This is a genomic window from Aeromonas sp. XH, assembly GCF_033348475.1.
In the GTDB taxonomy this organism is placed as follows: Bacteria; Pseudomonadota; Gammaproteobacteria; order Enterobacterales; family Aeromonadaceae; genus Aeromonas; species Aeromonas sanarellii.
Window position 1 is genome coordinate 2999416 of sequence record NZ_CP137630.1, and the last position, 12118, is coordinate 3011533.

12 protein-coding genes and 2 tRNA genes are annotated in these 12118 nt (G+C 63.9%); 7 read left to right on the forward strand and 7 right to left on the reverse strand.

Annotated elements, in window-relative coordinates; all coding sequences use genetic code 11:
- Window positions 1–113: 113 nt before the first annotated feature.
- Window positions 114–806 carry a tRNA/rRNA methyltransferase gene (locus R2B70_RS13735; protein ID WP_318161759.1) on the reverse strand — a complete coding sequence of 231 codons (693 nt, stop codon included), beginning with the start codon at window positions 804–806 and terminating at the stop codon, window positions 114–116.
- Between the two features lie 194 nt (window positions 807–1000).
- Here R2B70_RS13735 and aceK point away from each other — a divergent pair, with 194 nt between their 5' ends.
- On the forward strand, window positions 1001–2728 hold the full coding sequence (aceK, locus tag R2B70_RS13740) for a bifunctional isocitrate dehydrogenase kinase/phosphatase (protein WP_216990705.1): 1728 nt from the start codon (window positions 1001–1003) through the stop codon (window positions 2726–2728).
- A gap of 106 nt (window positions 2729–2834) precedes the next feature.
- On the opposite strand, the gene R2B70_RS13745 is transcribed toward aceK, so the two are convergent.
- Window positions 2835–3224 carry an META domain-containing protein gene (locus R2B70_RS13745; protein WP_042077709.1) on the reverse strand — a complete coding sequence of 130 codons (390 nt, stop codon included), beginning with the start codon at window positions 3222–3224 and terminating at the stop codon, window positions 2835–2837.
- Window positions 3225–3390: 166 nt separating this feature from the next.
- Here R2B70_RS13745 and R2B70_RS13750 point away from each other — a divergent pair, with 166 nt between their 5' ends.
- On the forward strand, window positions 3391–3867 hold the full coding sequence (locus R2B70_RS13750) for a hypothetical protein (RefSeq protein ID WP_042077708.1): 477 nt from the start codon (window positions 3391–3393) through the stop codon (window positions 3865–3867).
- A 4-nt stretch (window positions 3868–3871) separates the two neighbouring features.
- On the opposite strand, the gene R2B70_RS13755 is transcribed toward R2B70_RS13750, so the two are convergent.
- Both R2B70_RS13755 and R2B70_RS13760 read right to left on the reverse strand, forming a co-directional pair.
- On the reverse strand, window positions 3872–4351 hold the full coding sequence (locus R2B70_RS13755) for a putative 4-hydroxy-4-methyl-2-oxoglutarate aldolase (protein ID WP_042077727.1): 480 nt from the start codon (window positions 4349–4351) through the stop codon (window positions 3872–3874).
- Window positions 4352–4456: 105 nt separating this feature from the next.
- On the reverse strand, window positions 4457–4867 hold the full coding sequence (locus R2B70_RS13760) for a DUF3293 domain-containing protein (RefSeq protein WP_318161760.1): 411 nt from the start codon (window positions 4865–4867) through the stop codon (window positions 4457–4459).
- Between the two features lie 385 nt (window positions 4868–5252).
- Between R2B70_RS13760 and arcA the strand changes: the two genes are divergently transcribed.
- Window positions 5253–5972 carry a two-component system response regulator ArcA gene (gene arcA / locus R2B70_RS13765; RefSeq protein ID WP_010673581.1) on the forward strand — a complete coding sequence of 240 codons (720 nt, stop codon included), beginning with the start codon at window positions 5253–5255 and terminating at the stop codon, window positions 5970–5972.
- A gap of 126 nt (window positions 5973–6098) precedes the next feature.
- Here the strand turns inward: arcA and R2B70_RS13770 are convergent.
- Both R2B70_RS13770 and R2B70_RS13775 read right to left on the reverse strand, forming a co-directional pair.
- Window positions 6099–6173 (reverse strand) — tRNA-Gly (locus tag R2B70_RS13770).
- A 91-nt stretch (window positions 6174–6264) separates the two neighbouring features.
- A tRNA-Gly gene (locus R2B70_RS13775) sits at window positions 6265–6338 on the reverse strand.
- Window positions 6339–6539: 201 nt separating this feature from the next.
- Between R2B70_RS13775 and cydD the strand changes: the two genes are divergently transcribed.
- The 4 genes from cydD to R2B70_RS13795 all read left to right on the forward strand — a co-directional run bounded on the left by cydD (window position 6540) and on the right by R2B70_RS13795 (window position 11044).
- A complete protein-coding gene (gene cydD, locus R2B70_RS13780) occupies window positions 6540–8321 on the forward strand; it encodes a heme ABC transporter permease/ATP-binding protein CydD (RefSeq protein WP_318161761.1) in 1782 nt (593 codons plus the stop codon).
- Window positions 8314–10059, forward strand: coding sequence for a heme ABC transporter ATP-binding protein/permease CydC (gene cydC / locus R2B70_RS13785; protein ID WP_318161762.1), 1746 nt, complete (start codon window positions 8314–8316; stop codon window positions 10057–10059). Before cydD ends, cydC begins: the two co-directional genes overlap by 8 nt.
- Before the next feature lie 221 nt (window positions 10060–10280).
- Entirely contained in the window at window positions 10281–10652 is a 372-nt protein-coding gene (gene rcsF / locus R2B70_RS13790) for an Rcs stress response system protein RcsF (RefSeq protein ID WP_010673578.1), read from the forward strand.
- Window positions 10653–10657: 5 nt separating this feature from the next.
- Window positions 10658–11044: a DUF488 domain-containing protein gene (locus R2B70_RS13795; protein ID WP_216990711.1), complete on the forward strand. Its 387-nt coding sequence runs from the start codon at window positions 10658–10660 to the stop codon at window positions 11042–11044.
- A 46-nt stretch (window positions 11045–11090) separates the two neighbouring features.
- Here R2B70_RS13795 and R2B70_RS13800 read toward each other — a convergent pair whose 3' ends face one another.
- Entirely contained in the window at window positions 11091–12101 is a 1011-nt protein-coding gene (locus R2B70_RS13800; protein ID WP_318161763.1) for an NAD-dependent epimerase/dehydratase family protein, read from the reverse strand.
- Window positions 12102–12118 lie beyond the last annotated feature (17 nt).

The following is a 12118-nucleotide window of genomic DNA, read 5'->3' on the forward strand; positions in this document are numbered from 1 at the left end:
GGTGGTACCGGTAATAATGGTGGTGGTGATGACGTTGGTGAATAGCTGCATGACGAACACTCTTGAACGAAGCTGGCTTTTAGCAATACCGCGCCTGGCGATGGGCTGTCAACCTAAACCTCCCGGCCAAACTTGCGGGCCAGGTCTTTGCAGAGCAGATGCAGCATGTTCAGATCCCGCTGCGGCAGCATGGGTACTCGGTCCATCACCCACTGATGCAGTTTTTCATCCTGCGAAACTCCGATATCACCAAGCAATTCTGCTGTTTTTAATTTCAGCACGCGTACCTGCCCGGCATTATCAAAATTTTCTGCTACGGCCTCGGGTTCATCCAGCAACTGGCTCAACTCATAGGCGTACAACATGATCGCCTGACCCAGGTTCAGGGAGGGATAGCTCACCTTGAGGGGCAAATAGCTGATGAGATCCACCTGGGCAAGCTGCTCGTTGGAGAGCCCGGACTCCTCGCAGCCAAACACGATGGCGACCTTGCCGAGCGACGGCTTGGCGCGGATCTGATCGCGGATCTCGGCCGGGGTGAGGTAGTGCTGGTAGCGGCCGCGCTGGCGGGCCGTGGTGGCCACCACCAGATCCATGTCGCCCAGGGCCTCTTCCAGGGTGTCGAAGGCCTGTGCCTGGGTCAGGATCTCCTGGGCCCCATGGGCCACCCAGCTCGCCTCCTCCTCTTCGTGCACCCGGCTCCCCACCAGCCGCATGGCATCGAAGCCCATGGTTTTCATAGCGCGGGCGGCAGCCCCCACATTGGCGGCGCGGGCGGGGGACACCAGCACAAAATAGAGTTTCATCGGGTTCTCTCCTGGATGGGACCGACGCCGCGAACGGCTGCGAAACGCCGGTAAAACAAGGGCGCAATCTACCGTTTATCCCCGCAGATTGCCACTTGAACGGACGTTTGGATGTTGCCATAGTGGCCCGGGGGCGATCCCCTTTTCGCCTGGCACAGACGCCATGGGCCCGTCAGATCACAAGGAAGAGAGAGATGCAGCAGCCATTGGAGCAGGCCGTCGCCGAGACGATCCTGCAACGCTTCGAGTCGTTTTACAGCCGCTTTCTCGAGATAACCCAGGGCAGCAAGAGCCGCTTCGAGAACAGCGACTGGCTGGGGGTGCAGCTCGCCGGGCGCGAGCGCATCCGCCTCTATGATCACCACGTCGGCGCCACCACGGCCCAGATCAAGCAGATGATGGGGGAGCAGCTGCCGACCCAGGCCCTGCTCAAGCAGGTGAAGGGGGCCTTCAGCGATCTGCTGCCCCGCTGCGAGAACTTCGAGGTGGCGGAGTCCTTCTTCAACTCCGTCTATCGCCGCATCTTCCGCCATCGCAACATCCGCGACGAGAACCTCTATATCCACCCCTTCGTGAGCCGGGGTGACAAGCCGGACCTGAGCGCCCTGCTGCGCATCTATCGCACCGATCTTGCCCACCTGCCCCAGACCCTGAGCCAGCTGCTCGGGGATTACAGCTTCACCCTCCCCTATGAAGACAAGCAGCGGGACATCATGGACATCCACCGCCATCTGGCAGAGAGCGGCCCGGCCATATTGCACGAGGAGCCGTTCGCCATCGAGCTGCTCAAAGAGGTGTTCTACCGCAACAAGGGGGCCTATCTGGTGGGGCTCATCCGGGTGAAGGGGGAGGTGTATCCCTTCATCCTGCCCCTGCTCAGCACGGGCCAGAGCATCTATGTGGACACCGTCATCTTCGAGCCCGAGCTCGCCTCCATCGTGTTCGGCTTCGCCCGCGCCTACTTCATGGTCTATGCCCCGGTACCGGCGCTCTTCGTCGCCTTTCTGCGCCAGATCATGCCCCGCAAGCCGGACTACGAGATCTACAACGCCATCGGCTGCCAGAAGCACGGCAAGACCGAGCTCTATCGCCACTACCAGCAGCACCTGGCCCAGAGCCGGGAGCAGTTCGTCATCGCGCCGGGCATCAAGGGCATGGTGATGAGCGTGTTCACCCTCCCCTCCTACGACGTGGTGTTCAAGGTGATCAAGGACGAGTTCACCCCGCCCAAGGAGGTGAGCCACGAGCAGGTGAAGGAGAAGTACCGGCTGGTGAAGCAGCACGATAGAGTGGGCCGCATGGCCGATACCCAGGAGTTCACCAACTTCGAGTTTCCGCTGGACCGCATCTCCCCCGAGCTCTTGGCCGAGCTCAAGGCGGTGGCCCCCTCTGCGCTCACCATCACGGCCGACAAGCTGGTGATAAAACACCTCTATACCGAGCGCAAGATGATCCCGCTGAACCTCTATCTGGATCAGGCGGACGAGCAGCAGACACGGCTCGCCCTGGAGGAGTACGGCAACGCCATCCGCCAGCTCGCGGCGGCCAACATCTTCCCCGGCGACATGCTGTTCAAGAATTTCGGGGTCACCCGCCACGGCCGGGTGGTCTTCTACGACTACGACGAGATCTGCTACATGACGGAGTGCAACTTCCGCCAGATCCCGCCCCCGCGCTACCCCGAGGACGAGTGGAGCGCCGAGCCCTGGTATTCGGTGGCACCGAACGACATCTTCCCCGAGGAGTTCGCCACCTTCCTGCTGCAAAAGCCCCAGGTGCGGGCGATCATGATGCAGTTGCACAAGGAGTTGTTCGATGCCAACTACTGGAAACGGCTGCAGAGCAACATCAGGGAGGGGGTATTCGAGGACGTCTATCCCTACCGGCGCAAGAAGCGCTTTCGTTTCCAGCGGGGGGGATGACCCCGGCTGAAGCAGCAAAAAGGGACGCCGTGGCGTCCCTGTTGTACATCCTTTCTGACACCGTCGCGCCGGCGTCAGGCTGCGACAGAGTCTGACGACACCGGGCCTATTTCACGGCGTCGAAGGTCAGCAGGGTCGCCTTGCCGGCATCCTTGAGCACCAGCTGGTTGCCGCTGATCTGGAAGCTGGCTACCTTCTCCAGGGACTTCAGGTACTCCATCTCCTTGCCGGCCAGATCCCCCATGCACATCATGCGCGTTGCACCCATAGGGCCCAGCGTCAAGACGCCGTCACCCTGCTCTGTGATGCCGCCAAAGTAGCGGTTGCAGCCGCCCTTGCCCGCCACCTTGTCGCCGGCGACCTGCAGGGTGAAGGTATCGCCGCTCGCCCCCTGCAACTGCCAGGTCGATGCCTGCAATTGTGCCAGTGTGGACCCCGTGGTCATGGCGCAGCCTCCCAGGGCCAGTGCGGCCAGCAGGATCAGTTTCTTGTTCATGGTTCACCTCGTGATAGAGATTGTCGTGAAGACACTGAGTGAGGGGCCTGTGTACCACGACTGTGGCGCCCATCAAAACTCTTTTATTGTGATCGGGGTTCCCTTTACTCCCTGCTGGCATGTGCCATGCTTGTAGTCCTGTTCCGGACCCAGGGAGGGGAAACGAATGGTCAAATCTCTCGTCATCGCACTCGCAGCCGGCCTCGCCTTTTCGGCCCAGGCCGCCGATTGGGATTTCCTCAAGAACGACGCCGACAGCCAGCTCTACGTCAAAAGCTATTCCGGCGTCCTGCTCGGCAACCAGGCCCATCCGGGCGACCACTTCGACCTCTGGCTCATCAACACCGGCTACCAGTATCCGGTCGAGGATGACCTCAGCCTCTACATGGAGGCCGGGCCCGCCATCGGCCCCCGCAGCGATCAGACCGGGTTCAACATCAGCTCGGGGGTGCGCTACCGCCTCTCCCCCTCCCTGAACATCGGCAGCCAGCTCAAGCAGCTGGAGGTGAGCAAGGCCAGCACCCTGGTGGAGCTCAACAGCAGCCTGCTGGTGACGCCGCAACTGGCCATCACCGCCAACTACGGCCTCAGCGCCTTCAGCACAGAACACTTCCTCACCCTGGGGGTGGGCTTCAACTTCTGAGCTCTCAGAGGAGCCGAGCACCACTCACCAGCACGCCGTTGAGATCGGCGTACACATAGTCGCCGGGAGCTATGGTCACGCCGGCAAAGGAGACCACGGCATCCAGCTCGCCCAGGCCCCGTTTCTCGGTTTTGACCGGGCAGGGAGCCAGCGCCTTGACCCCCAGCGCCAGGCTGGCCAGGGTGCCCACATCCCGTACGGCCCCGTTGATCAGGATCCCTTCCCACCCCTGTTCCACCGCCTTGATGGCCAACTGATCCCCAAGCAGGGCGCGGCGCAGGGAACCGCCCCCGTCGATGACCATCACCTTGCCCTGACCGGGCCGATTCACCAGCTCCCGCACCAGGCTGTTGTCCTCGAAACAGGAGAGGGTCACGGCCTCGCCGTAAAACAGCGGCTTGCCGCCATAGTCGTGGAACAGGGGGTCGGCCACCTGCAGGGTATCGCCATGTTCATCGCAAAGGTCGGGCAGCAGGTCCAGCATGATCATCATCCTTCCATGGAGTGAAATGTGTCCGCTCATTCTTTCATCATGTCGGGGGGCTGACAATCCACCGACGGGGAGCCCTACCCGGATGGCGGGGTGGCGCTATGTCTGCCCGGAGGCAGGCGACCTGAGCCGCCAGCGGGAAGCCAGACTCCCCAGATGGCAAGGCTCGCCACCCAGCAGAACGGGAACCAGCCAGAGCTCCCCTTCAGCCACCCAGTAGAGGGCATTCTGTCCGAAGCGGGCGGCCAGCCGGATGGCCTCTTCCTGCGCGATCGGCAACAGCAGGGAGTCCTCCTGCCAGCACTCGTCCGCATCGCCCCCCCATACCGGCCCCATGACGCTCTGCTCGCCGAGGAGGCGCATCAGGGCGCGCTGGCGCCGGGTATTGCGACGCTCCCCCACCCACTGGCTGGCCGGGTTCCAGGCCGTGACGATGGCATAGGCAGGCCAGGCGGGCGGAGCGAAGGGGGCGATAAAGCACACATTTCTGTAGTTTTCCCACAAAGTCATGTCAACCACATGTTACATCCCATTACATTTATTAAGGGCGAAAAAGCGGGCCAGCCCAAGTATGATGCAGCGAACTCGGGGATTGACTTATATCAAACCTGAGTTAAAAAGTTGCTATCTGACGGCAAAGAGTGTTGTTATGCGCCTGTTAACTGATAAAATGCAGCAACTTTTGTAATGGACTACCTCTCCGGGCTCCTCTCGATCAGACTTGTTGAGAGCCTATGTGCGGCACAGGGATGCTGGCCAGCGTAGATACCAAATTCGCGATGATTCGACCTGATTATCATACCCAGGATGACGTAATAAATTTTCAGGACCGGTCGGATAACGCCAAAGAGTGTTAAAATTTCGATAATTAACTGATAAGAATCTGGGAATACTCATGCAAACACCACATATTCTGATCGTCGAAGACGAGCTGGTCACCCGCAACACCCTCAAGAGCATCTTCGAGGCCGAAGGCTACATAGTGCTGGAAGCCAACAATGGCGACGAGATGCACCAAGCCCTGACCAGCCACACCATCAATCTGGTGATCATGGACATCAACCTGCCGGGCAAGAACGGCCTGCTGCTGGCACGCGAGCTGCGTGAGGATGACAACATCGCCCTGATGTTCCTGACCGGCCGCGACAACGAGGTGGACAAGATCCTGGGGCTGGAGATCGGCGCCGATGACTACATCACCAAGCCGTTCAACCCCCGTGAGCTGACCATACGTGCCCGCAACCTGCTGAGCCGTACCATGAACGTGGCCGCCGGCGGCGAAGAGAAGAAGCTGGTAGAGCGTTACCTGTTCAACGGCTGGGCCCTGGACATCAACAGCCGCGCCCTGGTCAGCCCGGCGGGCGACATGTTCAAGCTGCCCCGTTCCGAATTCCGTGCCATGCTGCACTTCTGCGAAAACCCGGGCCAGATCCAGACCCGTGCCGAGCTGCTCAAGAAGATGACGGGCCGCGAGCTCAAGCCCCACGACCGCACCGTGGATGTGACCATCCGCCGCATTCGCAAGCACTTCGAGAGCGTGGGCGACACCCCGGAGATCATCGCCACCATCCACGGCGAAGGCTACCGCTTCTGTGGCGAGCTGGAGCAGGAATAACCCTGCCAGTGATGAAAGAGGCGCCTGTTGGCGCCTTTTTTGTTTTCCGGTCGCCAGCACGGTGCGGGCGCAAAGAAGGCCAAAACAAAAAGCCCACTCGATTGAGTGGGCTTGTTGCATGAACGCTGGAGCGGGCAGCGGGAATCGAACCCGCATCATCAGCTTGGAAGGCTGAGGTAATAGCCATTATACGATGCCCGCTAAGCATCAAAACCTGCTGGTCTGACGGGAAATCCCATGACAGAGAGCTATTTGGCAGAGGTGACAACGGCATCTGCCGTTATCTGGAATGTGGAGCGGGTGATGGGAATCGAACCCACGTATGCAGCTTGGGAAGCTGCCGTTCTACCATTGAACTACACCCGCGTCAGTGGCCTCTACTATATGCATTTTGCCGCGGAGCGCAATCACCGGATTCGCATTTTTTGCCATAAATCAAGCTGTTCGACCAACTATTGAGCATGAAGCTGCTTTTTCAAACAATGGGCTCCACACTCCCGGAGCGGCAAGGTTGCCAAGCCGTGGGGGCGACGATAGTCTTGCGCCACTCGTTTGAGGAGGCGGTGAATGGACAAGAACAGGCAGAAACATCTCTATGGCTGGTTACGCAGGCAATCGAGCCATGGCCGGCGCTGGATCGGGTTTTCCATCGCCCTCGGACTGGGCCAGGGTGTGCTGATGGTGATGCAGGCCTGGCTGCTGGCGACCCTGCTCCACGGTTTCATCATCGAGGGCGCCACCCCGGAGCACTCCATTCCCCTCTTCGTCAGCCTGCTGCTGGTGACCCTGACCAAGGCCGCCCTGGCCTATGGCCGCGAGGTGACGAGCTTCAAGGCGGGCAGTGCGGTGCGCCAGGCCATCCGCGAGCTGGTGCTCACCCGCCTCGGCCGCCTCGGGCCTGCCTATATCCAGCGCCGCCCCGCCGGCAGCTGGGCCAGCCTGCTGCTGGAACAGATCGAAGAGATGCAGGACTTCTTCTCCCGCTATCTGCCCCAGATGGCCATAGCCGTCTTCATTCCCCTGGTGATCCTGGTGTCCGTGTTCCCGGTCAACTGGGCGGCGGGCCTGATCCTGCTCGGCACGGCGCCCCTCATCCCGCTCTTCATGATCCTGGTAGGGGTGGGCGCCGCCGATGCCAACCGCCGAAACTTCCAGTCGCTGGCACGGCTCTCCGGTCACTTCCTCGATCGCCTCAAGGGGCTGCGCACCCTGCAGCTCTTCATGCGCATCCGGGCGGAGGGGGAGGCCATTCGCGATGCGTCGGAAGATTTTCGTGAACGCACCATGGAGGTGCTGCGCCTCGCCTTCCTCAGCACCGCCGTGCTGGAGTTTTTCGCCGCCATCGCGGTGGCCCTGGTGGCCGTCTACTTCGGCTTCTCCTACATAGATCACCTCAACTTCGGCAGCTATGGCGTCAAGGTCACGCTCTTTACCGGCCTGTTCGTGCTCTTCCTCGCCCCCGAGTTCTACGCGCCGCTGCGGGAGCTGGGTGCCCACTACCACGCCAAGGCGCAGGCCATCGGCGCCGCCGAGCAGCTGCTGGAATTTCTGGAGGCCGAGGTCAGCGAGCCCGCCTCGGGGGCGGTACCCTTCCAGGCGGAGGGCCCCATCAGGGTCGAAGCCTGCTCCCTGGAGGTGCTGAGCGCCGAGGGCAAGGTGCTGGTCGGCCCCCTCGATTTCACCCTTGAAGCCGGCACCCGCACCGCCCTGGTCGGCATCAGTGGCGCGGGCAAGAGCTCCCTGGTCAATGCCCTGCTCGGCTTTGCCCCCTATCGCGGTTCGCTCAAGGTCAACGGCCAGGAGCTCGCCGAGCTGGACATGAGCCAGTGGCGCCAACGGCTCGGCTGGCTCTCCCAGAACCCGCAGCTGTTCCACGCCTCCTTGCGAGACAACCTGCTGCTGGCCAGACCTGCGGCCAGCGACGCCGAGCTGGAGGCGGTGCTGAGGCGCGCCCAGGCCTGGGAGTTTGTCAGCGAAAAAGGGCTGGACTATCGGGTCGGGGATCAGGCGGGCGGTCTCTCCGTCGGCCAGGCCCAGCGCATCGCCCTGGCCCGCACCCTGCTCAAGCACACCGAGCTGATGGTGCTGGACGAACCCACCGCCAGCCTGGATCGCCACTCCGAGCGCGCCATCATGGGCACGCTGGAGCAGGCGAGCGCGGGCCAGACCCTGCTGATGATCACCCACCGCCTGGATCAGCTCAGCCAGATGGACAACATCCTGGTGCTGGAGCGCGGCTTGCTGGTGGAGCAGGGCTCCTTTGCGCGGCTTTGCGAGGCCAGCGGCTCCTTCGCCCGCCTCCTGTCGCAACACAGGTCCCAAGATAACGGAGACTCTCTCGATGCGTGATCTGTTGCCGTTCCTGCGTCTCTACCGCCAGCACTGGCTCAGCCTGTCGCTGGGTCTGCTGCTGGCCCTGGTCACCCTGGTGGCCGGCATGGGGCTGCTCTCCCTCTCGGGCTGGTTCCTCTCCGCCGCCGCAGTGGCCGGGCTGGCCGTCGCCACCCGCGACACTTTCAACTACATGACCCCGGCCGGCGGGGTGCGCTTCTTCTCCATAGTGCGCACCGCCAGCCGCTGGGGCGAGCGGGTGGTGAGCCACGACGCCACCTTCCGGGTGCTGACCCGGCTGCGGGTCTGGTTCTGGGACAGGCTCTCCCCCCTCTCCCCCGGCTCCCTGGCCGGTTTTCGCCAGGCGGATCTGCTCAACCGCCTGGTGGCCGACATCGACGCCATGGATCACGTCTACCTGCGCCTCATCACCCCCATAGGGGCGGCGCTGCTGAGCTGTGCCGGACTGGTGTTCTTCCTCTCCTTCTTCGACAGCCGCCTGGCACTGACCCTGGGTGCCATCCTGCTCTTCGGCATGCTGGCCCTGCCCCTGGCCTTCTATTTCGCCGGGCGCGCGCCGGGTCGCCGGCTCATCGCCGAGAAATCCGCCATGCGCACCCGGTTGGTGGACTACCTGGACGGCCACGCCGAGCTGCAGATGTTCGCCGCCGCCCCCAAGGCGCTCGCCGAGCTACAGCAGGCGGAGCAGGCCCTGATCCAGGCTCAGGCTCGCATGGCCAGGGTCAGCGGTCTGGCCGGCTTCTCGGTGCAGTTGCTGAGCGGCTGGACCCTGACCCTGATGCTGTGGCTGGCCGGCCACGGGGTCGGCGGCAGCACGCCGGACCCCGTCACGGCGCTCATGGTGTTCGCCACTCTGGCGAGCTTCGAGGCGCTGCTGCCGCTGGCGGGGGCCTTCCAGCACCTCTCAACCAGCCTCACCTCGGCCCGCCGCCTCAACGAGATCCTGCAGGAGGCCAAGGCGCCAGCGTGGGGAGAGGGGCAGACGCCTGCCGGCACGGGCGCCGTGCAGATACGGGATATCCACTTCACCTATCCGGAGCAGGACGCCTCCGTGCTGCAGGGCTGCACCCTGCAACTGCATGCCGGCGAGAGGCTGGCGCTGCTGGGGCAGACTGGCTGCGGCAAGTCCACCCTGATGGGGCTGCTGACCCGGGAGTGGACGGCGCAGTCCGGCGAGATCCTGCTCGATGGCAAGCCGCTCACCGGCTACAGCGAAGAGGCGCTGCGCGCCTCCTGCTCCGTGGTGAGCCAGCGGGTGCACCTGTTTGCCGATACCCTGCGCGGCAACCTCAGGCTGGCCGCGCCCGATGCCAGCGACGAGCGGCTGGCAGAGGTGCTCACCCAGGTGGGACTCGCCAGCCTGCTGGCCGATGACGAAGAGCACACCGAGACCGGCCTGGACGCCTGGCTCGGGGACGGCGGCCGTCCGCTCTCCGGCGGGGAGCGGCGCCGTATCGGTATCGCCCGCGCCCTGCTCCACGACGCCCCGCTCTGGCTGCTGGACGAGCCGACCGAAGGCCTCGACAGCCAGGCCGAGCGGGAGATCATGGATCTGCTGCTGACCCTGGGGGCCGACCGAACCCTGCTGCTCATCTCCCATCGGCTGCTGGGACTGGAGCGGATGGACAGGGTGGCCCTGATGGAAGAGGGACGGATCCGCCTCTGTGCCCCGCACCACGAACTGCTGGCTGACGACCACTACCGCAGTCTGCACCGGCGACTGGCCCCCGCCTGACCGCAAAAGCAGAGGGACACGCCCATGCGCCCCACTCACCAGGCGGAGCTGCTGGCTGACGATCACTGCCGCAGACTGCACCGGCAGCTGGCTCCCGCCTGATCCGGGAAAGGGGCATCGCAGGACCCACCACAATCCATTGATATGGCTAAAAATGGGGCTGGTCGCCGTCGGCGACTGCCCCCTATAATGGCCCACTCGCCACCCAACAAGATGCCGATATGAAACGCCTGATCCTGATGATGCCCCTGATTGCCTCCGGTTGTGCCGACTTCGCCTTCAACAGCAACCTGGACAAGGAAAACTTCGACGAGTACTTCAAGCCGGGGAGCGTGCGGATCTACGAGCAGAGCGAGCTCGCGGACCTCAACTACCTCTATCTCGGCACCGTCGAGGGGGAATCCTGCCAGAGCGATGCCAACCAGGCGGTGCCCAATGCAGGCGAAGCCCGCACCCTGGCCCGCCGCCGCGTGGCGGACATGGGAGGCAACGGCGTCAGCTTCGACAAGTGCGCCGAGTTCAGCGACGTGCCGGGCTGCCTGAAACAGGTGATCTGCTACGGCCAGGCGCTGAAAGTGGCCGAAGAGAAGTAAGGGAGATGGCCCTCGCCATCGTCCGCCTCGGCAGCCCGCGCCTCGAGGACGAGGGGCTGCGTATCGGCACCGTGCGCCGCCCCCCTCGCGGCGTTCCCAAGGCGGAGTTCGCCAGCCAGGATTGGTACGATGTCTGGTTCCCCAACCTGGCCCCCAGCCCCGAGACCATGAAGCTCGGCCAGGGTGCCGAAACGCCCGCCCAGTGGGCCGCCTTCTGCAAGCAGTACAAAGCCGAGATGGCGAGCCCGGCGGCAAAACACGATCTCGCCCTGCTGGCCGCCCTCTCCCACACCACCAACCTGTCGGTGGGCTGCTACTGCGAGCAGGAGGCACGCTGCCATCGCAGCGTGCTCAGGACGCTGCTGACCGACTGCGGCGCGCTCCTGCGCTGAACGCCAGAGCCGACAACGACAGAGGGCACCCCGGGGGGCCCTCTTCTTATTCCTGCCGACACGCGCCGGATGAGCGCGTGGAGTCACACCGCTGCCACAGGGCCTGCTCCTCGGCGGTCGTCATGCCCGCCTGTGGCCCCCGGGGGTTGCCGGCCAGCCACTCCACCAGATCGGCCACCGTCTCCTCCAGGGGGCGGAAGTTCAGCCCGTGGACGATGGCGGCCTCGGCGCTGATTCGGCCATAACCCGCATACTCTGGCTGCTCGTTCGGCAGCAGGGTGGGATAGCTCTGCCAGGGCTCCACTCCCGCCTTTATCAGGGCGGCCCAGGGCCGCCACTGGGGTTGCAGTGCCGTCGCCGGCACCAGCCGGGCGGCGAGGCGCTCCACCCAGTCCGCCAGGGGGATGCCAGGCTTGATCAGGTTGTAGCAGCCTTCCAGCCGCTGCTCGGCGGCCCGCAGCACGAACTCGGCGCAGTCGCGCACATCCAGGTATTGCAGCCTGTCCTGCCCCTCCCCCGGCAGCAGCCAGGGCCCCCCTTGCTGCACCCGCCTCACCCACCAGGCCAGGCGACCTGTGGGATCGAAGGGGCCGCACAGCACGCCGGGGCGCAGTATACAGAGCCGCTCCCCCCAGCGGGCCCGATACTCGGCCTCACACAATACCTTGAGCGGACCGTAGCCGGTGGCTGACCCGTCGGGGACCACTTCGTGTAGCGGCGCCGACTCGTCCATCCCGGGCCGGGCGAAGTCGCGATAGACGCTGATGGTGGAGATGAAGATGAGGCGCTCGCAGCGCCCCACCAGGGCGGTGGAGAGGCTGGCTGCCTGCTCGGGACGGTAGCAGCAGGTGTCGATGGCCAGATCCCAGTGCAGCCCCTCGCCGCGCAGCGCGCCGAGATTGTTATCCCTGTCCCCTTGCAGTGACGCCAGCTCGCGCCAGTCCGGGTGCTGGCGGTGGCCGCGATTGAACAGTGTCACCTCGTGACCCCAGTCCAGGGCCAGCGAGGTGAGGTGGCGGCCCAAGAACCCGGTGCCGCCGATAATCAGCAGTTTCATCCCTGTCTCTCCTTCAC